The organism is Niabella insulisoli (assembly GCF_039652435.2).
Lineage (GTDB): Bacteria > Bacteroidota > Bacteroidia > Chitinophagales > Chitinophagaceae > Niabella > Niabella insulamsoli.
The window spans coordinates 4,319,029-4,342,953 of record NZ_CP190246.1; the positions used below are offsets into that span (position 1 = coordinate 4,319,029).

Here is a 23,925-nt window from a genome sequence, read left to right on the forward strand (position 1 = left end):
ACCTTTTATTATGCTCTCCAAATTTTTACTCGCCTTTTCGGCTGCCGCGTTAATTAGTTGTAACAGCTGTAGCCCCGGAGATTCTGCTAACCAAGAGCCGGACCCTGAGCTACCCAACCTCCCACCTGTAGAAACCAAGGAGGCCAATACCAAATATAAGCCGGCGTTTGAAGGCCAAACCCGCGTTGCGGGCATGAAAACGGCGACAGCCCTGGATATAAAAGTAATAAGTGAAGCGCTGGTAAACCCCTGGGGAATTACGGCTTTGCCTGATGGCCGGCTGCTGATCACCGAAAAGGGTGGCACCATGCGCATTGCTACTACGGCCGGTGAATTATCGGCCCCTATCATCGGTCTTCCGGCAGTGAATTCGAACGGGCAGGGCGGCTTATTGGGCCTTACGGTTGACCCCGATTTCAACAGCAACCGAATGGTGTATTGGGTTTTTGCAGAAAATATTAGTGGCGGAACATTGACGGCCGTTGCGAAAGGAAAACTGGCCGCGGACGAAAAAAGCATAGAAAATCCGTTGGTTATTTATCGGGCTACCCCGGCTTTTGCGGGCACGCTTCATTATGGCGGCCGGATCGTTTTTGATGGCGGTGGCAACCTGTTTGTAAGTACGGGCGAGCGCTCCAACCTGGAAACCAGGCCAAAGGCACAAGACCTGGGCACAGGCCTCGGCAAGATCGTTCACATTACTAAAGAAGGAAAAGCTGTGGCAGGAAACCCTTTTGCCGGAACAGCAGGCGCTATGCAGGAAAATTATAGCTACGGCCACCGGAACGTGCAGGGGCTGGCGATCCACCCCGAAACTGGAGATTTGTGGGAGAACGAGTTTGGCCCGCGGGGCGGCGACGAAGTCAACCGTATTCAGGCAGGAAAAAATTATGGCTGGCCCACGATTACTTATGGACTTGAATATAGCGGCGACTCTATCAATAACGGATTGACGCAACAAGACGGCTTAGAGCAGCCGGTGTATTACTGGGATCCTGTAGTATCGCCCAGCGGCATGACATTTTACAGCGGCGATCTTATTCCCGAATGGAAAAATAATCTTTTTATCGGCTGCCTGAGCGGTTCGCATATTGCGCGGTTAAGAATTGAAAATAACAAAGTAGTGGGCGAAGAAAGGTTGCTGGCCGATCAACAACAGCGTTTCAGAGATATTGCCCAGGGTAAGGATGGCGCTTTATACGCCGTATGTGATGGCGCCCATGGCCGGTTATACCGCATCGGCAAAAAATAAAAAACCTTCACAAATCAACATGCTACAAGACGGCGGCCTGTTCCCAAAACAAAAGAGTATTTTCGCCCGAAATTGAGAACTCATCAATCGTCCATCTAAAATACTTGTTACGGGCGGCACGGGCTTTGTCGGCGCTTATATAATCAGCGAGCTGGTACAACAGGGCTTTGCTGTAAAAGCGCTAAAACGCAGCACCGCGAAGCTGCCGCGTTTTATCGATCCTGATATTTTACAAAAGGTGGAATGGGTGGATGGTGATATTCTTGACATCATGTCGCTCGAAGGCGCGATGCAGGAAACGGATATTATTATTCACAGCGCTGCGATCGTTTCTTTTCATAAAAAAGAGCGGTCTAAAATGTATCATGTCAATATTGAAGGGACTAAAAATGTGGTTAATGCAGCTTTAGAACAGGGCGTTAAACGCATTGTCTATATCAGTTCTGTGGCGGCCATCGGAAGGAAACTGTCCGGCAACACGGTTAATGAAAAAGCGCAGTGGGAAGACAGCCGGTTGAATACGCATTATGCCATCAGCAAATTTAAAGCAGAGCTGGAAGTTTGGCGCGGCATGGCGGAAGGCCTTGAAGGCGTGATCCTGAACCCCGCGACAGTTTTGGGCTTTGGCGACTGGAATCAAGGCAGCAGCGGCCTTTTCAAAAATGCTTATAAAGAGTTTAAATGGTATACCAACGGCGTGAACGGCTTTGTTGACGTGGAAGACCTGGCGCGCGCAGCCGTTTTATTAACGCAAAGCGATATAACCGAAGAGCGTTTTATTATCTGCAATGATAACTGGCCGTTTCGCCGGTTGTTTGATACGATGGCGGATCATTTCAATAAAAAGAGGCCTTCAAAAGAAGCAACGCCTTTCCTTTCGGAACTGGCCTGGCGCCTTGAAAAGTTCAAATCTTTTTTTTCCGGTAAAAAACCACTGCTCACCAGGGAGAGCGCCAAAGTTGCCAACAGCCACACGCGGTTTGATAACAGCAAATTGCTGAAAGCTTTTCCAGCTTTTAAGTACACACCGCTTGAACAAACGATAGCGCGGGCCTGTGCGCGATATTCGGTTGAGGGTGATTGAGGGCCTTAGTGCGATACCGCTTTTAGTCCGATAATGGAAGCGATCAAAGTAAAAATGAAAAAGATGCGCCAGAAACTGGCCGGATCCTTGAAAAAAATCATGCCCATTAAAGCCGTACCGACTGCCCCGATGCCCGTCCACACAGCGTAGGCCGTTCCGATGGGAAGCGATTGGGTGGCCTTTACAAGCAGCACCATACTTATTGTTAGCGCCACTAAAAAACCGGCATACCAGGCATACATTTCCGACCCGGTTGCTTCTTTGGCCTTTCCCAGGCAAAAGGCAAATGCTACCTCAAACAACCCGGCAACGATCAACATCAACCAACTCATGTTTTAAATTTTTTAATCCTTATTTAAATATAAAAAAGCGGCCATTACTGCCGCTTTACAATATTATGCTTCAGATACGTTTAAAGCCCGCCAAAAGTAAGGCCGATCGTAAACGGCTTTAACTGCGGCCCCACGCCAGCTTTCAACAAACTGGTAAACTGATAGGTGCCAAACACAGTGAAGTGACCAACTCCGACTCTTGCCGTGCCCACGATACGCGTTGTATTAAAATAATTTTTGCTGGATTCTTTTAACAGATAGCTTGTAGTAGTAGGTTCTGTAAGGCGGGAGCGGGTACCGCCTTTCAACATCGTTCCCACTTTAACACCAACGGCTATTTTAAAGCTTTTGTCGCTGGCTTCAGGATTGGCAGTATAACGAAGTTCTACCGGAAGTTCGGCATAAGCGGTTGTTACTTTTGTTTTTTTGACATCGATTGTTGTATCAAGGCCGTTGAAGCGCATGGTATTCGTTCTTCCTTTAACATCAGCAAATGCATTGTCTAAAAAAACGTGGTCAGAGCCGACACCCAATCCCACAGCGGCGCTCAATTGCTGAGAACTTTTAAACGGAAAATCCATCATGAAATATGCGTTGATACTTCTCGAAAGGCCTTTTGTTTGAATACTATCGGGCGCGTCCAACCAATTGGTGTAGCCCAGCTGTAACAAAAAATGATCGTTGGCCCGGTTGGTAAGATTGTATTTTTTCTTTGGTTTTTTCGCAGGTTCGCTCACTACCAGCGCTGGACCTTTTGAGGTATCAACCTGTGCAAACACAACTCCTGACAAAAATATCGCGCAAACAGCGAATAAAATTTTCTTCATAACTAATTTAAGATTGGCGCAAATATATTTTTATTTAGGTTAAAAATAGGTTAATGGCCCGCAAGAAGCTGAAATTATGCCCCTTTGCCGGCCAAAAGGTTTATTCTTTTACTTCAATAGCGGTTTCGGTTAACAATTGTTCTCCATTTAAACGCAAAAAAACCTGCGCCAGCGACACCACATCTTTTTGACAGTATGTTACCACGCGATCCAGGTTTTTTTCTTCGTAATACACCTGGCTGACCATACTGCCGTCTATATCGTCTTTCGGCGTGGGTATGCCAAGGCAGTGCGCCAGCAGGTTTAGCGAAGTATAACTTTTAAAATCTCCAAACTTCCAAAGTTCCATCGTATCAAGGTGATTCACGTCCCAGGGCTTTTTGCCTGCTACATTTAATATATTGGGAACAGGCAAGCCATTGATGATCAGCCGGCGGCAGATGTAAGGAAAGTCAAATTCTTTACCGTTGTGGGCACATAACACGCGTGGCTCATTACCGCTCCATTTCAGCAGCATGTCGCTGAAGGCTTTCAGCAATTGCGGTTCGCTGTCTCCGGCAAAGGATTTTAAAACCAGCCGCCTTTTGTTTTCAGTGCCGTACATTACGCCACAACTGATACAAATGATTTTTCCAAACTCAGCATAAATGCCGGCACGGTCGTAGATAGACCCCGCGTTTTCATCGGGGCGGCTTCTGAGCAGGATGGCCGCTTTTGCTTCCCACAAACGCTTCCATTCGTCGCTCAATTGTTCGAACGACGGATATTGAGGCACGGTCTCAATATCCAGGAAAAGAATGTTTTGAATGGGATAGCTCACCAGCATGGGCCAATGATTTTTTATAAAAATTTGTCGCCTTTCGCTTTTTTAACTTCGGATACGTAATCTTTAATTTCCTGTTCCTTTTCTTTTTTACAAATCATGAGTACATCATCCGTATCCACAATAATATAATCTTCGAGGCCCTGCACCAAGACGAGCTTTTTATCAGAAGTATGCACAATGCAGTTTTGCGTATCAAAAGCCATTACATTCCTTCCGGCAACGGCGTTGTCGAAATAGTCTTTTTCCATATTGGCATGCGCACTGTTCCAGGTGCCCAGGTCGCTCCAGGAAAAAGAAGCAGGGATGGTGTACACATTACCGGCTTTTTCCATAATGCCAAAATCAATAGAGATACTGGGGCATTGCGAATAGATCTCCTCAATAACCTTCTGCTCTTCAGCGGTATTCAATTTGTCCTTATCGCTGTAAAACAGTTCGTACACTTCTGGCAAATGCTGCTCAAAGGCTTCGATGATCGTTTTACATTTCCATGTAAAAATGCCGCTGTTCCACAAAAAATCGCCGCTTTCTATAAATGCTTTAGCCAACTCAAGATTGGGCTTTTCGGTGAAAGTTTTGACTTTATAAATGCCCGGCGCCACTTCTGCGCTTTCGTGTTGAATATATCCATAGCCGGTGTTGGGATGCGTGGGCAAGATGCCAACGGTTGTGATGGCGTTGATATGGCCGACAAAATCGAGCGCCTTATTCATCACGCCGATAAATTTTTCCTCATCGGGAATATGATTATCTGCCGGCGCCGCTATCATCACCGCGTCGGGGTTTTTTTCATGAATTTTAAATGCGATATAAGCAATGCAAGGCGCCGTATTCTTTCTGAAAGGCTCTGCAACAATATTTTCTTTGGGCAGTGCCGGCAATTGCGCTTCCACGATTGCAGCGTAGTCGTGAGAAGTTACCACATAAATATTTTCTATCGGGACAACTTTGCTGTATCGGTTAAATGTGGCTTGAATGAGTGTTTTTCCTGTACCCAAAATGTCTAAGAACTGCTTTGGAAAGTTTGTTCTGCTTTTAGGCCAAAACCTGCTGCCGATTCCGCCTGCCATGATGGCTACATATTGATTTTTATTCATAATTAAATTAATCCTTCTTTTAATAAATCGTGGACATGGATGATTCCGCGGTATTGCTGGCCGCTGGTGACCACCAATTGAGTAATGGCGTTTTTACGCATCTCATCCAGTGCAGATACAGCCAGCGCATCTTCCGCAATGGTTTTCGGATGCGTTGTCATAATTTGCCGCGCCGATATTTTTTCTATATCCGCATTTTGCTCGAGCATTCTTCTCAAATCCCCGTCCGTAATAATGCCGATCAGGTTGTTTTGTTTGTCGACAACCGCCGTTACGCCCAGCCGCCTTTTTGTAATTTCTACAATAACTTCTTTCAAAGATTCCCCCTCCAATACTGACGGCTTCTCATTGTGAGCAAAAACATCGGCCACCCTCAGGTACAACTTTTTTCCCAAAGTGCCGCCAGGATGAAATTTGGCGAAATCGCCGTCTTTAAATCCTTTGATCTCCATCAGGGCCACCGCAAGCGCGTCACCCATCACCAGTTGCGCGGTAGTGCTGGTCGTAGGCGCTAGATTATTGGGGCAGGCCTCCTGTGCTACCGTCGTGTCCAGAAAGACGTCCGATTGCAACGCCAACATTGACTCATTATTTCCGGAAATAGCGATTAGCCGGTTTCCAAAATTTTTTATCAATGGAATCAGGGCTTTTATTTCGGGGCTGTTTCCGCTTTTGCTAATGATGATGACGAGATCCTCTTCCTGCACAATGCCGAGGTCGCCATGAAGCGCGTCGGCGGCATGCATGAAGATCGATGGCGAGCCAGTTGAGTTAAAGGTAGCGACAATTTTTTGAGCGATGACGGCGCTTTTGCCAATGCCGCTTAAAACAATGCGGCCTTTGCAATGCAATAAAAGCCCGACAGCTTTATCGAAATTTTCGTTCACCAGCAATGCCAGGTCGCTAATAGCTTTAGCCTCCTCCATAATCACTCGCCGGGCAATGTCTCTAGGTTGTTCCTGCATAACGGTAAAAGGCAAAAATATTGGTTATGATACAAACCAAAAAGGTTTTGGCCGATTTTAACTCCTGCTGCACTTATAATCTTATCGCCTAATTGTTTGATGCCGTTAAACTTCAGATATATTGATACTGAAAGGAAATACGAAAAGGCCGTGCGTGGTTAACTGATATTGCAAATGGCTTTCCAAATAAGATAGCTCATCGGATGTATATGCGCCCGCCGCCACTGCAATATCAATTTGGATGGCCCGGGAGATGCCGGCCTTGTTGCCGGGCTGAATTTTCATCACTTTATCGATATGGACATGAACGAGTTTGTTTTCAAAAATTTCATAGCACAACAGTTTAATATCCTCGAGGCTGACGAGCTTGCCTCCGGAAGACAATTGCCTCACCAGCATTTGCTTTTGCACATAATGGCCCGGCGTGTCTGCGCCGCCCGCAGCGGCAGTTAGCGAAAAAGAAAAACTATTGCTTGTAAGCGTGTGATTAACTGCCCTGAACGCCTGGCCTGCTTTTACGCTGGCAGCCGCCAAAGGGTCGGTCACCCAATACGAGGCTTCTATCGACTCTCCCTGCTTGCGGGGCTTCAGCAATAAATACCGGAACGAGGGTTTTTCATCATTAGATAAAGTGATTTGATCTTCTAACCGGGTGAGGATTTTTGAAATTTCTACAAGCCGGCTGGCCACAAAATCATTGCTGACGCGGCTGAAGTAGGCGCTTTCGTCGCGTATGGCGGAAAGCAGCCCCTCGATCGTTGTTCTTATTTCGGCGCTGCTGCTTTTGCTTACCCGCGCCACTCTCACGATGGCTTCTCCTTCTTTCAAATCTTTATCGCTCACATTTTCATGCAGCCGATAACGGCCTCCGTCTGCCGCTTCAATCTGATCTATATCTAAAAAGCTTCCGTTAACCGGCAGCGGAATAATGTTGATCCAGCGGTCAGTTTTGGCATGCACTTTTTCGAGGCTTCGGTTTACCACGGGAAACGCATTAAGGCCGATCTGCAACCGCTCCAACACATCCATCGCAAAAGGCCGGTTGAGTTGAACGCTGATAAAAACAGTGTCGGGCGTTTGGATTTCTTTCAACAGCGTTTCAGGCACCTGCTGTAAAGCCGGAATTTCGGATAATTCGCTATCAGGAATGGTTTCGCTCGTAAGATGGAGCAGCTGCCTGGCATAAATGCCGGCAATTTCCCGATGAATTTTACCCGCGTAATCTCCGTTGTGCGCCAGCGCTTCTTTTAGCGTGATATCGAATTGCTGCGCGTTGAAATAGCCGTTAGAAAAATGAGCTGGCGCTCCATTAATAAAAAGGCGCGCCTGTTGCAAAGCGTTATAAAAGGCGCTGGCTTCGGAGTGCCCTTTGAGGTTAAAAAGAATTTGAAGCCCTTTTAGCGATAAAAGTTTTTTAGGATTTTGAATCGTGAAAAGAAACTCCTGAACCTGTTGCTGGCGGGAGCCCTCGTGTAAAAGCGCTTTGCGGCCATCAATATTCAATTTAAAAATATGTTGACCCATCAATAAATGGCCGGGCTCCACATGCAGCAGCTTAAACGCGCCTATGGGCGTAAAGTTAAGCTCTGATGTCCGAACTTTTTCACCCGTTTTCTGAAGTTCCGTAGTGGTCGCGAAGCTGGTATTTTTCAAAACAGTGCATGTATCTTCGACCGGCATAGCCGATAAGATACAAGACGCCGGCTTTGCGCTCAACAGCGTTTGAGGGAGCATGAGCGCCGACAGCTCCTGCAATAAATTGCCCTGGATATCTTTGATCATGTGGCCCAGCCCTTCGAGCTCCGATGCTAAAGCATCGAACAGCAATAGCACCAGCGGATCGAAATTAGCATCGACTTCGCTTTCCTGCACATTCCATTTTTCGGCGGCTATTTTTACCAGTCGGTCTTTTATCTGCTCTTTGTTCGAAACATTCATAGCATCTTTTTTTATGCGTCGAAGGTTGCTTATTTCACTTCATTTTTTTTGAAAGGCTGCGCTCAGGCCAACGTAAATGGCCCGATAAAAAAACCGGTTTGAAAACTAATGGGTTCGAGACTGCGTTTGATCCGCGCGTTTACAATAATTTCTATGCGCCTTTTTTGCATGGCTGCGGATTGCAGGTTGAGTACCCCTTGTTTTACATTTACGATAACATCCACATTGGTAATTCTTTTTTCATATTGAGCAATCTGCTGCTTCAAGCCATTTATTATTATTTCCCGTCGAGCGTCGTTGGTGAGATGGATATCATAATCGTAATCCCAAAAGGAAGACCCGTAGCCTGATTGCGCCCGATGCTCCCCCTGAACGGTGGTAATAATCAAATGAAGATTTCTATAGATCGACTCCTGCATATTACATACCGGCATTTTTTCTTTATCGAAAAAATGGCGGAAGCGCAGCGGCAGTTTTAGAAAGGTTTTCATTTGCTATTTATAGTTTACATACATTAAAGTGATGCAGTTGCCATTGGCTTCATCCCTCACTACTTTCAGGGAAGTGATACTTTTGTCTTTTTTAAAAACCACCAGTTTTTTCTTTTTCTTTTTAAGGTCCAGGCACAGGCCAGCAAAAGTGGTTGGTTTGTTATTGGCCATCACTTTCGTGCCAAGGCCGTTGCAAAGCTGGTTGTTGAAATCAGTAGCTTCTTTTTTTCCTTCGACAACATTTTCGAGCATTGCCTGTATGGCCGGCAGGGGCAGCAATTCGTAGGTCTTCGCCGGGGCGGCCTTTTCCGGTTGCTGCTCTTCAACCGGTTGCTCTGGCTCCGGCTTTCTTACCGGCGGCAAAGGATCTTGATCAATAAGCGGAGGCGGCCCGCCAGGGGTTATGGCAGGAAGTGGGGCGACTTTTTCCAAATCGCCGATAGGGTCTATTACCTGGACAATTTTTGTAAAAGTGCGGTCACCGCCCAATTTCAAACGGACGGTGTAATTACCGGCTTTTGTAAAAATAAACTGCGCGGTCGCATTGGTTCCTATGCCCAGATCGGGCAACTCATCCACACTCCATTCATAACTGTCGGTGTTGACAGAAGAAACAAAAATATTTTGATCACCGATTTTCAGAATGTCGTTGGAGACAATCGGATTAACATCAGGGGCAATAGAGGTTTGTGCGTTAGAAATATTTTCTGTAATCCGGATGGCCATCGATTCTTTGCAAACGCCATTAATGGTTACGGTTACAAGGTACCTTCCCGGTGAGGTATAAAGATGAGCAACGCGCCCGCCCGCCTGCCGCACCGATTTATCACCCATATCCCAGGTAACAGCATCGTTGCCGGCATCAAGGCCTGTGTTGAACGTAAGATTTTCATTAATAAAAAAAACATTATCGTCCGGGTGCGCAAGTTTGCCCACTACCGATAAATTGATCTCGGGGCATTCCACTTTTGTCGCTACTTTGTAACCAAACAAACCCATGGACAGCGCGGCTACAACTATTAAAGACAGCCACACTTTATAATCGAGGGTTCCCCATTTTTTTGAAAATCGAAAATGCATGCTGTTTCATTTTTGCGCTGCGTCAGCGCTGTTTAAGTATTACGTTTTGCATTTCTAATTGCCTGTAAGACTCCTGCCATTTCGTAAGCGAATTGTTCAAATCCTGTATCTGTTTATTATACATCGCAACAACCGAGTCTTTGTTGCCAGCCGCGCGCAACGCAGCTTTATCAGACCTGGCGTTGTTCAGCCCTTTTATAATTTGTCCATACAAATCTTTATTGTTTACATCGGGGGTTTTGGCGTACATCGCGTCGAGCTCCTGTATCTTTTGGGTAATGCGCCCGTCGATTAACCCTGATGCGGCAGCCGACTGGTTTACAGTATCCAGTAAAGACTGCGCCTGGCGCAGGTTAGCGAGAAACTCATTTCGGAAAACCTGTTCCGAATCGGCAACAGCTATCTGCGCGCGCAACTTGCTGTTTTCTTTGTAAGGAATCTGAATGCCGCTAAAAATAGTAACCACGATCACCGCCAGGGTTAAAATAAAAAACAGCAAAAAGCGCTGAAAAGCAACGGATCTTTCTTTTGAGTTAACAGGTTTCATTGTACATTTCTTAATTTAATAAATGGTAGCATGGTATCCTAGCCGAAAAATCGTCTTCGCGGCTTGGGCGCTTGCTCCTCGTTTACACGCAGGCCGGGCGAAGCTTCTTCTTTAACAAACAATCCCGATTCTTTTCTTTTGCCAATAAACTCGAGACCACCAAGCGTGCTAAAAAGCTTTCCAATCGTTTTTGCAAACACGATGATGGCATCCACACTTTGATTGATGTCGTTGTGATTGTAACGAAGCTGCGCCATATTGCTGAGCATGCTGTCGAGGCCACCCTGATTGAGATCGCACCACTCACATAAATAATTCATTAACTCTTCACGCCCCGACCCCGTTCGCAAATCGATCGTGTTTTTTATCGTTCGGGCCAAAGCAACGATGCGGCTGATCATCACTACAGGCGAGTCGTGGAGATTCAGCCACCTATAATCTGTGATCGCCTGGCTTAAAAATAGAATCACACGGTCGCATAAAAATCTGGCTAACTCCGACAATTCATTGTTTTGGCTTTTCTTATAAATTTTTTGAACAATGAGCGAGCAATTCTGTTCCAGCCCTGCTAAAAAGCTGTCGAGCTCGGCGTGCAGCCCCATCAAATCTTGCGAAGCGCTTACTGAAAAGCAGGGAGGCAGGTAATGTTCGTCCACCACGGCCTGATGGCCCGCTACGGCTATCTTTCCAATTATTAACGCATAAGGATGTTGCTCATATTGCGATAGCTGGCTGTTCTCGATCAGTTCCACACGATGCGAAGACTTGACAAAGGGAAGGCGGGCCGGGCTTTCGTTCGGATCTACTTCTCCAAACGGTTCGCGCTCGAACGGTTGTATCAGCAATACGGCCCAATAGACCGTTTGGTCTGAGGCTGCTGCAATGCCCTTCGTTACCGAAGGATAGCCGTCCTTTTCTTTTTCTTCCTCACCCTGAATGTCGATAAGAACGCCGCCGATAGTAAGCGCCGTACAGGAAATAATTGAAACCCGCACCGTTTGCTGATTATCGGCCGCTATCCGCACATCAAACTCATAACCAGGCAGCAGCCCGTACCGCACTGGGCTTAGCGCCGCGGCCTGAAGCCTTGAAACCTGCGCCCATACTGCGTTATCCTGGGCAATGAAAATATCTTTATTCAACTTCATGCCTTCGGTCCAGTTTACGGGATAGTGTTTTACAGCATTTTTCATCCGTATATTTTTTATGTTTTTATATCGCTCTCTGGCCGGTCAACAGCCTTGCTTTCTATATCGACCTTTCGCACACGATGATTGTATTTTCTTTGATCTTATTGTGGCTGACGGTCAAAGACGGATCTAAGCGCCGGGAAAACTGGTACCATCGCGGTTTGGTGCGAAACAACCAACCATAGGCTTCCGAATCGGGCGCATGGTGCACAATGGGGGTTTCACTGAATTGCTCATTATAATCGTTTATAAAATGATAGTAGAGATCGCCCAACAGCATGTATTCCGGAGCCTTGGCCCTGAAATAGGTTTTTGAGGCTTCCGGCGTTTTTGCAATTACAAACCCGATAACATACAGCTTCTCATGTTCCTGCTCGTCTGGCAGGTCGATCGTTTGCTCGGGATATCGCCAACTTATATACTTCGGTTCCGGAATGCTGTAAGCAGCGTCAAAGGTGTGAAGAAATAAAATCGGGATGAAGAAAAACAAGCCGCTCAGCAGCATCGGGAAAAACATAAAATTTTTATCCTTCAAAAAATACTGCAACGACGAGAACACGGCCATACAAAGAAAAATAATGGACACGGCAAACAACACTTCTGCAAACAACTGCTTATTGCGGTTGTCTCTTCTTGCTTTAAAATATTTTTTGTGAACCAGCAAAATAAATACAATGCCGAATAGCAGGAACACGGCCGACAAAGACCAAAAGATCGTAAACAAATCCTGGCTTAGGTAAGTGGCCGCAAACGCAGCGCCCGCTGCTATTATAGAGGATATAATATTGAACAGCAGGGGCTTTTTTCCCTGGTTGCCGAAACTTGCACTCAGTGGCTTTATCAATGCCATCACGATCATCGATAAACCCAGTAATGAGGCTGCGTATATCAAAAAAAATTTCAATGCCATTTCTATTGCTTTTGCATGCCGTTGTAAATTTTGTTATTTAAATAATCCTATTCGTCTTAAAGCGCGCAGCCATATCCAAGTATATAATTGCATTGTTGGCCCTCCGGCTTTTTTAGATCAAATTCAAAGAACAGGTCTCTTTCTATGGGTATAAATATTTCTGCAAAACGCTTTAATAGTTTTCCTTTGGGAGCGCCTGCGACGAATGCCCCTACGGATTCGCCTGCGACGCCCTCAACATCAACCTGCCAGGCATATATCACCTCGTTGCTATGATTGCCAAGGACGGTGTTGTGCCCGAGCCTCATGTTCTGCATGGCAGGCGCTGCGTCCCTTGCAGACACGGTTCTTTTTTTGATATCGGTTATGACGACGTTCCTGTTTAGAATAAAAGCTAGTGCGTCTGCGGTAGCCTGCTTATCGCCTTTAATATTGCGCAGGTAGGGCATCAGCGCTATCATCCTAAGCGCTTCCCGCCGTGGCAATGTTTTTTCAATATTCCAAAATTCAAACAATTCATTTACGAGCTGTTCGCTTTGTTCTTTAAATAATGCTTTTCTTTCGGATAGTTCGGCCCACACGCGATACTTGAAAATCATTTCCTCAAGTGGATTAAAAAACTTCCGCGCCTGCCGTTCTTCGTCTTTGTATTTGCGGTGCTCTAATACGGCATCCTGCACATTGCGAACTACCTGCATTCCGCGGGTTTGATGAAAAAGACCTTCCGGCAGAATATCGTAAAAACCATCGCGGTTAATCTTTATATCTGCGCGTACCCCACCAGGCGATTCATCGATAGCTACACGTTCCACATCAGGGCTGAATTTTTTTTTAAACGCGCCAGCCAGCTCTATGTCAATATGATCAAAGCTTAGGCCCTGTTCAATAAGACTGGCGCAAACCGCTTCTGCCAAAAAAGACGAACTGCTGTCACTGTATGCTGTTAGGTTATTGCTCGACATGCTAAGGTGCAGATGACTGTCATGATAATTTTGAAAATATTCGATATCAAAATTAGATTAAACGCGGCAGGCTTGCCATCACTAAAAATAGGGATAAGGGAGGCGGTCAATGTATTCTAACTTTACAATCGTATTTATCAACCGATCATCATTTAAAAAAAACACTATGAGTTTTACCGCCGATTTGAAAGTATCCGGACAAACGTATCCTGTTCTTTCAGCTAATTTCGCACTCGACCAGCAAGTAGACCACAAAGGAAAAGTAACCTCTCATGTAAGAGGTGGTTTAATTTCGGTTTCGCTAGCCAGCACAGGCGACACCACACTGTTCGACCTGGCAGCCGACGATGACAAGCGCGTAGATGGAAGCATTATTTTCTACAAGGACGATGGGAAATCGACCATGAAAGAACTGAAGTTTAAACAGGCCTATGTTGTAAATTATACCGAATCATTCGCCGCTTACACCAACGACCCCATGAACATCGGGCTAACATTTTCTGCAGAATCCATCACGCTTGGCGAAGTAGAATTTAATAACAACTGGGTTAAATAATCTTTCTCACGTAAACGGGTTTCGCAATGATTTGTCCAACCCCATGCGTCAACCGATGAATGCCGCTGCCTGTGATCGTCGAGCTTTAACCAGGCAGACGGCGAATTACTCCCCGTGACGTTTCGTTCGCATCATCTGTAAATTTTATGGAAGGAACCTCTGCCATAGCACATGTAGAAATTAAAATTTCCGGCTTCAACGATGATCAGCCGGTTATCTTCAGCAATCTCGTATTGAATGAAGCCCTGCTCAGCGTAAACGGGTTCTCTTTTATGTTGCGCCCCGACAATAACGAAGGCAGCCTCGCTGCGATCCTCGATATTAAAAAGCAACTTCTGGGAAAAAACACTGAAATAAACCTGGGTAACCTCGACAGTTCGGCCCGGCATATTTTTAAAGGTTATATAACCGAAGTCAACGCGCACCTTTCATCTGATGGCTATTATGAATTTTATATTAATGGTTGTGGCAAATTTGGGAAGGTCAACGAAATACCGGAGTATCATTCCTATTATAAAAAATCGCTTTCGGATATTCTCAAGGCAGCCTTCAAAAATTCAAGCCTTGCTTCTGATGTTGAAATAGATACGGGCGCCGGAGCGCAACACTTTATCGTTCAGTATAACCGCGCCCCCTTTGCCTTTGCGGCAGATTTGGCATCGCGCTTCGGGGAATGGATGTATTATGATGGCGACCACTTGAAGATAGGCGCGGCCCCAGAGCAGGAGCCCGTCGAATTGCACACGTCAAGAAATGAGATCTCTAATTTAAACATAAGAGCCAAAGCAGTTAAAGCGCCCGCAGCGTCCATAGGTACCGATATTTATAAAAGTGAAATCATCAATGCCGACAAAAAAGAACCCGCACCCGACAACGACTTTTTAAAAGCCAGTTTGAACGGTGGATCGTTTTTAGAGAATCCCGGAAAAAATGTTTTTATATCCTCGGGGTTCAGCAAAGATGTAATCAAAACCATTCATCAAAGAATGCAGGAAGCGATTGTGGCCAACTCGGTTTACCTCACCGGCCATTCGCATAACGCTGGTTTAAGCATCGGGTCAACCATTAAAATTATTGATACAGAAACCGACGCCGGGTCTAAATATATCATCACGCAGATCAGCCACAACGCGCCTAATGCTGACAGCTATACAAATAGCTTTACGGCTATTCCGGTTGATGTAAAAGTTCCGCCCTACACCAACCCGTTATTATTTCCTAAGGCTGATGCACAAGCTGCAGTGGTTACAGATAATGAAGACGACAAAGGCCTGGCCCGCGTCAAAGTAAAATTTCCCTGGATGGCTGAAGGCGAAAAGTCGCCCTGGATCAGCGTTTCCGTGCCTCATGCGGGTAAGGGAAAAGGCTTCAGGTTCTTACCTGAAATAGACGACGAAGTATTGGTGAATTTTTGGGATGGCAACGCCGAACAACCTTATGTCAGCGGCGCTGTGTACACAGAAGCGCATCAGGCTAATATTTCCGAAGCGGGTAACCATATAAAAAGCATCGGCTCTAAAACGGCCCGGCGATTTGAAATCAACGATAAAGAGGGAACTATAAAGATGGTTGACTTTTTAAATAACGATGCCGGCAACATTATCATGGGAACAAAAAAGGACGATGAAATGAGCATCATCCTTTCTTCCGGCTCCGATAGCGAATTTCTAAATATCGTGATCAGCGCCAAAGACAAAGCTATTGGTATCAGCGGCATGAGTGGCGGCTCGCCGGTGGTGCGCATGAAACTGGATATGCAGCAACAGAAGGTAACCGTTTTCTCGCAGGGTGATATTTCAGTGGAAGCCGGTGGAAATTTAAGTATGCAGGCCGGCGGGGATGTAAGCATTACAGCCGGTGGAGGACTTAGCGTTACCGCAGGTTCGTCGACCTCAATAACTACCGGTTCCGATTTCAGCATTACCGCGGGTTCTGGTTATTCGCTTACAGCCGCACAAAATGCCGAAATAGTAGCCGGACAAAACTTTAGTGCGACCGCAGCGATGAGAGCAGAAACAGTTGCGGGCGCAGAAGTAAAAATATCCGCGGGCGGCCAGGCTGCTCTGATGGCGCCGCTGGTAAGAATTAATTAAAAGAAGAAACGATTATTATAAAATTTTCATTTTTATCAAACACGGCAATGAAAATTTTACATCAAATAAGTTCCTTTCGACACAAAAAAATATACGGATGAAATACCTCTGTTTTGATAGCGCCTTAAACGAAGCTTTTACGCTGATCAAACTCATGGAGCGCTACAAGCAACATGTGTCGCTGTTCGCCGGAACCGACGACGAAGGTATCTGGGAAGCCGCGCCCTGGCTATTTCTTGCTGAGGATAACTTTTATGAGATGCAGGAAGAGCTATTGGTGCAACTGAATCATTGTATTGTTTTTGAAACGGATGAAAGCATGAAAGATGTTTGCGACTTTTTACATACAAAAATGTATCGAACCGATCAGGATCAAAGCCGCTACTTCAGAATTTGGGACGCCCGGGTTTTGCTCAGGTTTTTACAATCGTGCAGCGCCACCGAACAGCTGGTCTTCTCACAAGTTTTTGACGCTTTTTATACCGAAGCAGATCAACAACGTCTTTTTCGATGGAACCTGAAGTCAGGCCGGCTGATTGCGGAAACTGTTTCAAAATCAGAGGCGCTCCCTGCGGTTAAACCGCTGGAAGCAGAGCGCGATGAAACGAATGACAATAGATTCTGAGGTAAAGACGCCCGGCTGGTTTTGAGCTTTTATTAATTTTTTAATTCTAAATAGAAAAAACGATGCCGCCCGCAGCTAGAGTTGGAGATATGCATGTTTGCCCGATGTGGGATGGGCCAAAGCCCCATGTGGGCGGGCCGGTCATGCCGGCGGGTGTGCCCAATGTGTTAATAGGCGGAATGCCCGCGGCCACAGCGGGCGGCCTTTGCGCTTGTGCTGGTGTGCCCGACACGATTATTAAAGGAAGTGCAGGCGTCTTAATTGGCGGAATGCCTGCGGCAAGAATGGGCGACCCCACAGCTCATGGAGGCACCATCGTGATGGGGTTACCAACTGTATTGATTGGTGAGGCCGGTGGCGGCGGAGGCGGTGGCGGCACCGCAGTTAGCAGTGGCGCCGGTAAACCAAAGATGGCGCCGGCACAACAGCAAAAAAACATTGACAATTCAAATAACCTGCAGGAGGCAGCGAAGGCGGGCTTAGACGAAGCGCCTAAAAATGAGCAAAAGGATTACACAGCCCAATTCTCATTGGTGGACGGGGCGGGGCAGGCGATGTCAAATGTGGAGTACTCGATTAAAACATCCGACGGGCAAACGCATGACGGAAAAACCGACGGCAGCGGCAAAACGCAGGTTTTGTCGGGCTATACCGACGCCGATTGCCATGTCAGTTTTTTAAACACATAAAAGAACCATGTCAGCAAACACTGCATCAGAACAAACATTCCAAATCAACAAGCCGCGACAAATGTTGGTATTGGTGCGCTACTGCCCTGCAACTGCAATGGCTGCTGATGATATGCTTGGGGCTGCCACCGGTGCGGTGGACAGTGTTGAAAGCGCAGTTGAAAATGCTGCCAGCGCTATTCCTGGCGTTGATTTGTTTTTTAAAGAAGAAAAAGAAGAGGAAAAGAAAACAGACAAAGCCTACACCTATTTTCAGGATTATAAAGACTGGGATCAATACATAAAAAAGATGGGCGATGAGCTTCCTGATAAGTTAAAAGAAGATGAAAACCAGGCTTTCGCTTTTGATTTTGAAGAATCCGATCGTTCCAAGTTCCCGCAGGAGGCAAAAAAGCTGCTCAACGACATCAAAAGCAAAACAGCGGACTGGAAAGACTTTGAAGCACATTTCCACTTCGTCGGTTTGGGGCCGGGCGGAAATGTGGCTAATGAATGCATTAAAGAATTGATCAAAGAAGCTGATTTTAATAAGCGTTGGTATGTAAAGTCCGCCCTGTCTGTCGCAACACCCTATTATAAAGAACACCACCAGTTTGATGAACAAAAAGCTTTACGCGGAAAAGGCCGGCAACAGGCCTATGTAAACGCTTTTGATATGACCCAAAAAGCAATCGATTTTTTTGAGCCAAATGATAAACTCTTAAAACTTATCGCCGAAAGCAATAGCAACACGCTTTCTGTTTTTACCGGGAAAATAAAATCGCAGCTGGTGGCTACGCTTGCGCGCCTTTTGTCCATCAAAAGTTTTGGCACAGGAAGCGACAACCAGGGCAATATAGATAAGCTGACACAATGCAAAGACGATGTTTCAACTTTAATAACCGATCTCAAAGATGCCTGCCTCAGCCTGTTCAATGCATTCCCTCAATTGATAGATCCCGGAACACTGCCGGATTTTAAGCGTCTCGCAGACGGGTTTAATCAAATACCAGATCAATGCGTGCAAAGACTGGAGCGCTTTATCGACGAGTTTAAAAAGGCCCGGGAAGGCGTTGGGTTCGACTCCAAAAAAGTCGGCATCAATAAACTTTTTAATGTTTTCTGCCCGCTTGTCGACCACGTAAGCAAAATGCTGCGGGTGTTTACCTATGAGGAAAAGATGCAGGACATGGCGATGGACAAAATATTTGAAAAAGCGGGGCTTAAAAAAATCCTTGCTCCGGCGCGCGCAAACGAAACCGTGATTCCCGTCGACCCTTATTTTGAAAAGGTGGCCGAAACGGCCCGGCAGCCGAGCGGTTCTTCCACTGAGCAAAAAGCACTATTCGATCAGGCGGCTTTAATGATTAACAGAGCTTCCGGCTATTTAAGCGATGTGGCAAAAGAAAAGGATTTGGATTTGGCGAACGCCACATTTCAACAAAAACAAAAAATTTTTGAAGCCGTCACCATGATGCTCTTACCGATGATGCCCTCCAAGAAAAAATTTTATGCGCGCTTGCTACAGGCGTTACCGCTCGGCGGTTTGAATGATTTTTTATCGAAACTCACAGCCGACAAAGCTTTCGCGCCGTTAAAGAAAGTCATGGGTTTTTTAGGAGCCGCAGATTTTGACGAGGGCACGCCCGAAGCGCCCGGCCTAAAAACTTCGATACAAGCCCTTAACAAAGAGATCGACCGGATCAAGGGGTTTTTAAACAAAAACAATTTTCCGATTCATAAAGATGCCAATAGCCTCTATTTTATATATAACAGTCACAACATCATTCTTAAAAAGCCTTATGGTCCCATTTTAAATTTTATTGACAGGCAAACCGGTTATTATGATGTAATGACCGGGGCCGGATACGAAAACACATTTGATTTAAACGACAACAGGTACTCGGGAAAAGGCGGCTCCACGGAAAAAGCAACCCCCGTAGTGATGGTTGAAGAAAATTAAATAATAATGAACCTCACGATATTCAGAAATAATTTTTCGCATACCTACCACGGCATTCCGGCGCGGTATGACTTTAATTTTTACCGGCCGGAAATCACTTCTCTTGGCAGGAGAGACAGCGCCGACGCAAATATTGAGTTGAGGATTGATTTGAAGATAAACCTAAGAAGAGACGATGATGGAACGCTTAGTTCTTTTACGGGAGAGTGGGGAGCCCGAAATTACAGGATGGCCCCGTGGCCCGATGCTGCATGGACTCACTACAGAACCCGGTTTTTGGAGCTCGCCCGATTTTGGGACAATCGCTTTTGGCTGAAGCTTACGGACAGTGGCAGACGGTTAGAAGAATATCGAAACATTGAAAAAGATGTTTCGATTGCGGAGGTAAATGGCGACTGGACCTATGTTAGTCCCATGATTGTGAAATGTACGTTCAACCCGGTATTAAGCACACACCATGCGCATTACGACCTGAATGCCGTTTACCTGGTAAATGAAAGCGGCGACCCTGTTCCTGAGGAGGCTTTGAGCGGATTTATTTTAAGGTCGGACAGCGCCAATATTGACAGCGGCGATATTTATGGCGAGTATATGGTCGCTCACGAAGTCGGCCACCGGTTAGGCCTGCCTCATATCGGTGTGGAGACAGACTATATCCCTTGTGTAGAAGCCGGCTCCTGGTTTGATCCTTACGACTCCAACGCCAGGGCCTGCTATCATTCAGATAGTATTGAGTTGACTCAAAATATTATGGGATCGGGAACTACTGTTGACTGGCGCAACGCAGTTCCCTGGCGGGTTGCACTCAGAGCCTTGACGGGCTTGCCGGTGACGGCTTACACCGTGCATACCAACCGGCAGACTTCTGAAAGCTATCTGCCGGAAGGAATGCATCGCGATGATTTAAGATCCCGCCAATTTCAGCGCTCCTCGTTAACAAATCCGCCCGGTTTTCTTGAATCCCTTTTTAATTGACCTCCGACGCTTTTAAACTATGGCTACAGTAACCACATATCAATTTTCAGAACCCGCCAAACAGGCCTTGCATATTGCCCGGCAAATTGCAAAGGAATACAATCACCTCACCTATGGAGCGCCTCATTTGCTCAAAGCCTTTATGCATAAAGACCTGCCGCTTCTTAAAACGATAGAGGCCCGCGGCGGCGATATGTATTATATGGAAGAATGGGCGGAAATCAGGTTGGAGCAATATCCAAAATCCGGCAAGCCTGCTGCCGAGCCCGAAGCAGACGACGCAGCAGAAGCGATGTTTCGCGAGGCGGAGCATTATCAAAACAAAATGGGTTTTCACGCTATTGAACCCGAATGCCTGCTGGCCGCGATCGCTACGCCGGGCGTTAGTTTTTCTTACGAACAACTAAAAACATTTCCCTTTACCGCGCCCCAGGTTACAGCTTGGTTTTCCAGCGCTGCAGAAAATAACGGACATGATGTGGCAGCGCCGGCGCTTCCCAAAACAACTAGCTTAGGAAAAGCAGCATCAGACGCCATCAACCAGTTTTGCATTGATAAGCTGGCGCAAAATGCAGCAAAAGATGAAACCGAAATCATTGGCCGCGACAAAGAGATCCGGCAGATGTGTGAAATCATCAGTCGCAAAAACAAATCGAATGTGATTGTAACCGGCGAACCCGGCGTCGGGAAAACCGCACTGCTGGACGGTTTTGCCAATGCCGCGGCGCAAAAGCATGTTCCTAAACACCTTAATAATATCTCCATTTTTGAATTGGATAACGGCGCATTAATTGCCGGCGCTACTTATAAAGGAGAAATTGAAGACCGCCTTCGCAAAGTAATCAAAGAGCTTTCCGCACTGGAAAAACCTGTTTTATTTATCGATGAAATACACACACTGATTGATAAAAATAATCCCAATGGTGGCGCATCAGGTATTTTGAAGGGCGAGTTGGCGAAGGGAATCTTAACTGTGATCGCGACCACCACCATAGATGAATACAGAAAAAGTATTGAAAAAGATCCCACGTTCAGCCGGCGGTTTGAAATGGTGAGGCTGGAAGAACCCGATAGCATTATTGCAGAAAAAATGTTGCGCAACCAGGCCAGCCAATACCATCAACATCATGATTTGGAAATCGACGATGCCGTTTTTCCCGCCGCTATCAAACTGGCCAAACGTTTTGTAAAAGACCGGCGGCTTCCGGACGCGGCGCTCGACCTGCTCGACCGCACACTGGCGGTAACCCGCATGATGATTGACACATCGGGCGAAGACCTTTCGCAGTTAAAATCTAAATTGAAGGAACTCGACGCCGACAAACCGGAAGAAAACCTTAGGTGGTTATATTTTGAAACACAATCCAGCCTGAGCCCCGTGTTGCTGGCCAGGCACAACGAAGAAAAAGAGTTTGCAAAGCTTAGCGACACGGCGGAAATGTTTGCTTATCTGGATCAACTCTTTTCTGGCCTGGAAAGCATTGCGTCAGAAGAAAAAAAATCTATCGACGAAACAGACCTCAGCGCCGTTGTGGCCAATATTACAGGCATTCCGATTGGCAAAATCCAAACCAAAGAGCAGCAGAGGCTCGTGAATATGGAGCAGCACCTGCGGCAGCGTGTCATCGGCCAGGATCATGCACTGAAAACCGTTTCGGAAGCCATTCTCGAATCGCGCTCCGGGCTTAATAAAGCCGGCCAGCCCATCGCTTCATTTTTCTTTCTGGGGCCAACCGGAACCGGCAAAACCGAACTGGCCAAGTCGCTGGCTGCATTTCTTTTTCAGGATGAAAACTCAATCATTCGCTTTGACATGAGCGAGTTTAAAGAAGAGCACTCCGCCGCGTTGTTGTATGGCGCGCCGCCCGGTTATGTCGGCTATGAAGAAGGTGGCATGCTGGTGAATAAAATCAGGCAACAGCCTTATGCCATCGTCTTATTTGATGAAATAGAAAAAGCGCACCCTTCTGTTTTTGATATTTTTCTTCAAATTCTGGATGAAGGGAAAATGCATGACCGGCTGGGCAAATCAGGCGACTTCTCTAACGCCGTCATCCTTTTCACATCCAACATCGGCGCAGAGCATATTATTACTGCTTTTGGCGAAGGAAAGATTCCGAGGTCGGACGAGCTGATGGAAATCATGGCGCGCTTTTTCCGCCCCGAATTTTTGGCGCGTGTGACAGAGATTATTCCTTTCGCACCGATTAGTAAGGAAAATGTTCTGAATATTTTCAACATTCATCTCAAACCGTTAGTTCAACAATTACAACAGAAAAATATTACGCTGATTGTAAATGAAGACGCAGCCGCACACCTGGCGCTGCTGGGCTTTACGCCTAAATATGGCGTGCGCCCGTTGAAAGGAGTTATACGCACAGAACTGCGAAAGCCTTTGAGCAGAATGTTGGTAACGGAGCAATTAAAAAGCGGGGACACCGTTACGGCTCAGCTTAGCGAAGATGGGGAAAACAAAAAAATCGATTGGGTGGTGGCATAGCGGCCGGCATCCCCAAAAACAGTTAATAATTATTCTAACAATTTAAAAAAAACGTCATGAATGATAACTATGGAATCGGTGGCAACGAAGTGAAAACAGATGCTTCGGAAGCCTTTGCCGACATACCGCAAAACAGAACCCTGTTTGCAGAAAAACTTACCCAAACGGCTCCGGTAAAGCCACAGATCGCACACGGGTTGCAGACGATTGAACAAGTGTTTGAACATTACAAACCAGAGGTGAGTATGGATTTTGAAAATGCGGAAGGCGGCTCTTTAAAGGAAACGCTCAACTTTCAAAACCTCGGCGACTTTGGCATTAAAGGCATCATCAATCAAAGCGAGTTTTTAAAAACAAATGCGGTTTACAAAGAAGAGTATTTAAAAATTATCAAACAGTTAAAAACAAATAAGATTTTAAAAGCTGCGCTTGCCGATCCCGATGCAAAGAAGGCATTGTTAGATGCGATCAATGGCATGATGGCCGAGCTCAGGAACAGCAAATAACTTTTATCATTCTAAAAACCTATCAGCATGTCTTTTACCGCGGCGTTAAATATTGGAGGAAAAGAATTCGAGTTGCTACATGTCGATTACGACTTTATCCAGCCCACCAATGCCCAGCGGCAGCCGGTGTCTAAGCCGGTGTCGGGGTTTATAAATCTTACCATTGAGGCTTCAAAAGATTCGGAGCCGATCGAGTGGATGTTAAACGCCAGCATGGTAAAAAATGGCGAGGTAATTTTTTATGAAATAGACTCCCACTCCATCATGCGAAAAATTGAATTTGAGAATGCCTATTGTGTTTATTACCGCGAGGTTTTTGACAACTATAACAACAAACCGATGCTGATCTATTTAAAACTATCGCCGCAAAAAATGACCGTTGCAGGACAGAGCATTGCCGTTGGCTGGACGATTGGCGGCGAAAGCAAATCGGGCGGAGGCGAGTCAGGCGCATCTTCTTCCGGCGCATCCTCCCCGGGCAGCGGCGGCGTTTCCTCTTTCATTGCAGACTAAAACAAATTTTATATTCTAAAACCTA

General features: G+C 46.2%; 23 protein-coding genes. 11 read left to right on the forward strand and 12 right to left on the reverse strand.

The window, feature by feature from the left end; all coding sequences use genetic code 11:
• The first annotated feature begins 10 nt into the window (after positions 1-10).
• Entirely contained in the window at positions 11-1,252 is a 1,242-nt protein-coding gene (locus ABDK00_RS18420; RefSeq protein ID WP_346237410.1) for a PQQ-dependent sugar dehydrogenase, read from the forward strand.
• Between the two features lie 100 nt (positions 1,253-1,352).
• Entirely contained in the window at positions 1,353-2,336 is a 984-nt protein-coding gene (locus tag ABDK00_RS18425) for an SDR family NAD(P)-dependent oxidoreductase (RefSeq protein ID WP_346238295.1), read from the forward strand.
• A gap of 5 nt (positions 2,337-2,341) precedes the next feature.
• Here the strand turns inward: ABDK00_RS18425 and ABDK00_RS18430 are convergent, their stop codons facing one another.
• From ABDK00_RS18430 to ABDK00_RS18485, 12 genes are all read right to left on the reverse strand, one after another.
• The gene (locus ABDK00_RS18430; protein WP_346237411.1) at positions 2,342-2,668 is read right to left on the reverse strand and encodes a multidrug efflux SMR transporter; all 327 of its coding nucleotides are present in this window, start codon (positions 2,666-2,668) and stop codon (positions 2,342-2,344) included.
• A gap of 80 nt (positions 2,669-2,748) precedes the next feature.
• Positions 2,749-3,495: an outer membrane beta-barrel protein gene (locus ABDK00_RS18435; protein WP_346237412.1), complete on the reverse strand. Its 747-nt coding sequence runs from the start codon at positions 3,493-3,495 to the stop codon at positions 2,749-2,751.
• A gap of 100 nt (positions 3,496-3,595) precedes the next feature.
• A complete protein-coding gene (locus ABDK00_RS18440; RefSeq protein ID WP_346237413.1) occupies positions 3,596-4,321 on the reverse strand; it encodes a 3'-5' exonuclease in 726 nt (241 codons plus the stop codon).
• 14 nt (positions 4,322-4,335) lie between these two features.
• Positions 4,336-5,418 carry a mannose-1-phosphate guanylyltransferase gene (locus ABDK00_RS18445; protein ID WP_346237414.1) on the reverse strand — a complete coding sequence of 361 codons (1,083 nt, stop codon included), beginning with the start codon at positions 5,416-5,418 and terminating at the stop codon, positions 4,336-4,338.
• A gap of 2 nt (positions 5,419-5,420) precedes the next feature.
• Positions 5,421-6,398, reverse strand: a complete 978-nt coding sequence (locus ABDK00_RS18450; protein ID WP_346237415.1) for a KpsF/GutQ family sugar-phosphate isomerase — start codon at positions 6,396-6,398, stop codon at positions 5,421-5,423.
• A gap of 90 nt (positions 6,399-6,488) precedes the next feature.
• Complete coding sequence (locus ABDK00_RS18455) at positions 6,489-8,321, reverse strand: hypothetical protein (RefSeq protein ID WP_346237416.1); 1,833 nt, start codon at positions 8,319-8,321, stop codon at positions 6,489-6,491.
• A gap of 62 nt (positions 8,322-8,383) precedes the next feature.
• A complete protein-coding gene (locus ABDK00_RS18460; RefSeq protein WP_346237417.1) occupies positions 8,384-8,812 on the reverse strand; it encodes a GPW/gp25 family protein in 429 nt (142 codons plus the stop codon).
• A 3-nt stretch (positions 8,813-8,815) separates the two neighbouring features.
• Positions 8,816-9,892, reverse strand: coding sequence for a PKD domain-containing protein (locus tag ABDK00_RS18465; RefSeq protein WP_346237418.1), 1,077 nt, complete (start codon positions 9,890-9,892; stop codon positions 8,816-8,818).
• 22 nt (positions 9,893-9,914) lie between these two features.
• Positions 9,915-10,439: a type VI secretion system TssO gene (gene tssO, locus ABDK00_RS18470; protein WP_346237419.1), complete on the reverse strand. Its 525-nt coding sequence runs from the start codon at positions 10,437-10,439 to the stop codon at positions 9,915-9,917.
• A 38-nt stretch (positions 10,440-10,477) separates the two neighbouring features.
• On the reverse strand, positions 10,478-11,632 hold the full coding sequence (locus ABDK00_RS18475) for a hypothetical protein (RefSeq protein ID WP_346237420.1): 1,155 nt from the start codon (positions 11,630-11,632) through the stop codon (positions 10,478-10,480).
• A 55-nt stretch (positions 11,633-11,687) separates the two neighbouring features.
• Complete coding sequence (locus ABDK00_RS18480) at positions 11,688-12,539, reverse strand: TssN family type VI secretion system protein (protein ID WP_346237421.1); 852 nt, start codon at positions 12,537-12,539, stop codon at positions 11,688-11,690.
• A 56-nt stretch (positions 12,540-12,595) separates the two neighbouring features.
• On the reverse strand, positions 12,596-13,501 hold the full coding sequence (locus ABDK00_RS18485; protein ID WP_346237422.1) for a type VI secretion system baseplate subunit TssG: 906 nt from the start codon (positions 13,499-13,501) through the stop codon (positions 12,596-12,598).
• A 166-nt stretch (positions 13,502-13,667) separates the two neighbouring features.
• Between ABDK00_RS18485 and tssD (ABDK00_RS18490) the strand changes: the two genes are divergently transcribed.
• From tssD (ABDK00_RS18490) to tssD (ABDK00_RS18530), 9 genes are all read left to right on the forward strand, one after another.
• The gene (tssD, locus tag ABDK00_RS18490; RefSeq protein WP_346237423.1) at positions 13,668-14,057 is read left to right on the forward strand and encodes a type VI secretion system tube protein TssD; all 390 of its coding nucleotides are present in this window, start codon (positions 13,668-13,670) and stop codon (positions 14,055-14,057) included.
• A gap of 146 nt (positions 14,058-14,203) precedes the next feature.
• Positions 14,204-16,150 carry a phage baseplate assembly protein V gene (locus ABDK00_RS18495; RefSeq protein WP_346237424.1) on the forward strand — a complete coding sequence of 649 codons (1,947 nt, stop codon included), beginning with the start codon at positions 14,204-14,206 and terminating at the stop codon, positions 16,148-16,150.
• 97 nt (positions 16,151-16,247) lie between these two features.
• On the forward strand, positions 16,248-16,775 hold the full coding sequence (locus ABDK00_RS18500; protein WP_346237425.1) for a DUF4123 domain-containing protein: 528 nt from the start codon (positions 16,248-16,250) through the stop codon (positions 16,773-16,775).
• A gap of 62 nt (positions 16,776-16,837) precedes the next feature.
• Positions 16,838-17,464, forward strand: a complete 627-nt coding sequence (locus ABDK00_RS18505; RefSeq protein WP_346237426.1) for a PAAR domain-containing protein — start codon at positions 16,838-16,840, stop codon at positions 17,462-17,464.
• A gap of 7 nt (positions 17,465-17,471) precedes the next feature.
• On the forward strand, positions 17,472-19,406 hold the full coding sequence (locus ABDK00_RS18510) for a hypothetical protein (RefSeq protein WP_346237427.1): 1,935 nt from the start codon (positions 17,472-17,474) through the stop codon (positions 19,404-19,406).
• A gap of 6 nt (positions 19,407-19,412) precedes the next feature.
• Positions 19,413-20,381: a hypothetical protein gene (locus ABDK00_RS18515; RefSeq protein WP_346237428.1), complete on the forward strand. Its 969-nt coding sequence runs from the start codon at positions 19,413-19,415 to the stop codon at positions 20,379-20,381.
• Between the two features lie 19 nt (positions 20,382-20,400).
• Positions 20,401-22,881 (forward strand): ATP-dependent Clp protease ATP-binding subunit, encoded by a 2,481-nt coding sequence (locus tag ABDK00_RS18520; RefSeq protein ID WP_346237429.1) that lies wholly within the window; start codon positions 20,401-20,403, stop codon positions 22,879-22,881.
• Between the two features lie 56 nt (positions 22,882-22,937).
• The gene (locus ABDK00_RS18525) at positions 22,938-23,387 is read left to right on the forward strand and encodes a hypothetical protein (RefSeq protein ID WP_346237430.1); all 450 of its coding nucleotides are present in this window, start codon (positions 22,938-22,940) and stop codon (positions 23,385-23,387) included.
• A gap of 27 nt (positions 23,388-23,414) precedes the next feature.
• Positions 23,415-23,900: a type VI secretion system tube protein TssD gene (tssD, locus tag ABDK00_RS18530; RefSeq protein ID WP_346237431.1), complete on the forward strand. Its 486-nt coding sequence runs from the start codon at positions 23,415-23,417 to the stop codon at positions 23,898-23,900.
• Positions 23,901-23,925: the final 25 nt, after the last annotated feature.

What these genes read in the sequence shown, in the direction of transcription:
- ABDK00_RS18420 (WP_346237410.1), top strand. Translation starts at nt 11, where the DNA reads ATGCTCTCCAAATTTTTACTCGCCTTTTCGGCTGCCGCGTTAATTAGT.
- ABDK00_RS18430 (WP_346237411.1), bottom strand. Translation starts at nt 2,668, where the DNA reads ATGAGTTGGTTGATGTTGATCGTTGCCGGGTTGTTTGAGGTAGCATTT.
- ABDK00_RS18435 (WP_346237412.1), bottom strand. Translation starts at nt 3,495, where the DNA reads ATGAAGAAAATTTTATTCGCTGTTTGCGCGATATTTTTGTCAGGAGTT.
- ABDK00_RS18440 (WP_346237413.1), bottom strand. Translation starts at nt 4,321, where the DNA reads ATGCTGGTGAGCTATCCCATTCAAAACATTCTTTTCCTGGATATTGAG.
- ABDK00_RS18445 (WP_346237414.1), bottom strand. Translation starts at nt 5,418, where the DNA reads ATGAATAAAAATCAATATGTAGCCATCATGGCAGGCGGAATCGGCAGC.
- ABDK00_RS18455 (WP_346237416.1), bottom strand. Translation starts at nt 8,321, where the DNA reads ATGAATGTTTCGAACAAAGAGCAGATAAAAGACCGACTGGTAAAAATA.
- ABDK00_RS18460 (WP_346237417.1), bottom strand. Translation starts at nt 8,812, where the DNA reads ATGAAAACCTTTCTAAAACTGCCGCTGCGCTTCCGCCATTTTTTCGAT.
- ABDK00_RS18465 (WP_346237418.1), bottom strand. Translation starts at nt 9,892, where the DNA reads ATGCATTTTCGATTTTCAAAAAAATGGGGAACCCTCGATTATAAAGTG.
- tssO (WP_346237419.1), bottom strand. Translation starts at nt 10,439, where the DNA reads ATGAAACCTGTTAACTCAAAAGAAAGATCCGTTGCTTTTCAGCGCTTT.
- ABDK00_RS18475 (WP_346237420.1), bottom strand. Translation starts at nt 11,632, where the DNA reads ATGAAAAATGCTGTAAAACACTATCCCGTAAACTGGACCGAAGGCATG.
- ABDK00_RS18480 (WP_346237421.1), bottom strand. Translation starts at nt 12,539, where the DNA reads ATGGCATTGAAATTTTTTTTGATATACGCAGCCTCATTACTGGGTTTA.
- ABDK00_RS18485 (WP_346237422.1), bottom strand. Translation starts at nt 13,501, where the DNA reads ATGTCGAGCAATAACCTAACAGCATACAGTGACAGCAGTTCGTCTTTT.
- tssD (WP_346237423.1), top strand. Translation starts at nt 13,668, where the DNA reads ATGAGTTTTACCGCCGATTTGAAAGTATCCGGACAAACGTATCCTGTT.
- ABDK00_RS18495 (WP_346237424.1), top strand. Translation starts at nt 14,204, where the DNA reads ATGGAAGGAACCTCTGCCATAGCACATGTAGAAATTAAAATTTCCGGC.
- ABDK00_RS18500 (WP_346237425.1), top strand. Translation starts at nt 16,248, where the DNA reads ATGAAATACCTCTGTTTTGATAGCGCCTTAAACGAAGCTTTTACGCTG.
- ABDK00_RS18505 (WP_346237426.1), top strand. Translation starts at nt 16,838, where the DNA reads ATGCCGCCCGCAGCTAGAGTTGGAGATATGCATGTTTGCCCGATGTGG.
- ABDK00_RS18510 (WP_346237427.1), top strand. Translation starts at nt 17,472, where the DNA reads ATGTCAGCAAACACTGCATCAGAACAAACATTCCAAATCAACAAGCCG.
- ABDK00_RS18515 (WP_346237428.1), top strand. Translation starts at nt 19,413, where the DNA reads ATGAACCTCACGATATTCAGAAATAATTTTTCGCATACCTACCACGGC.
- ABDK00_RS18520 (WP_346237429.1), top strand. Translation starts at nt 20,401, where the DNA reads ATGGCTACAGTAACCACATATCAATTTTCAGAACCCGCCAAACAGGCC.
- ABDK00_RS18525 (WP_346237430.1), top strand. Translation starts at nt 22,938, where the DNA reads ATGAATGATAACTATGGAATCGGTGGCAACGAAGTGAAAACAGATGCT.
- tssD (WP_346237431.1), top strand. Translation starts at nt 23,415, where the DNA reads ATGTCTTTTACCGCGGCGTTAAATATTGGAGGAAAAGAATTCGAGTTG.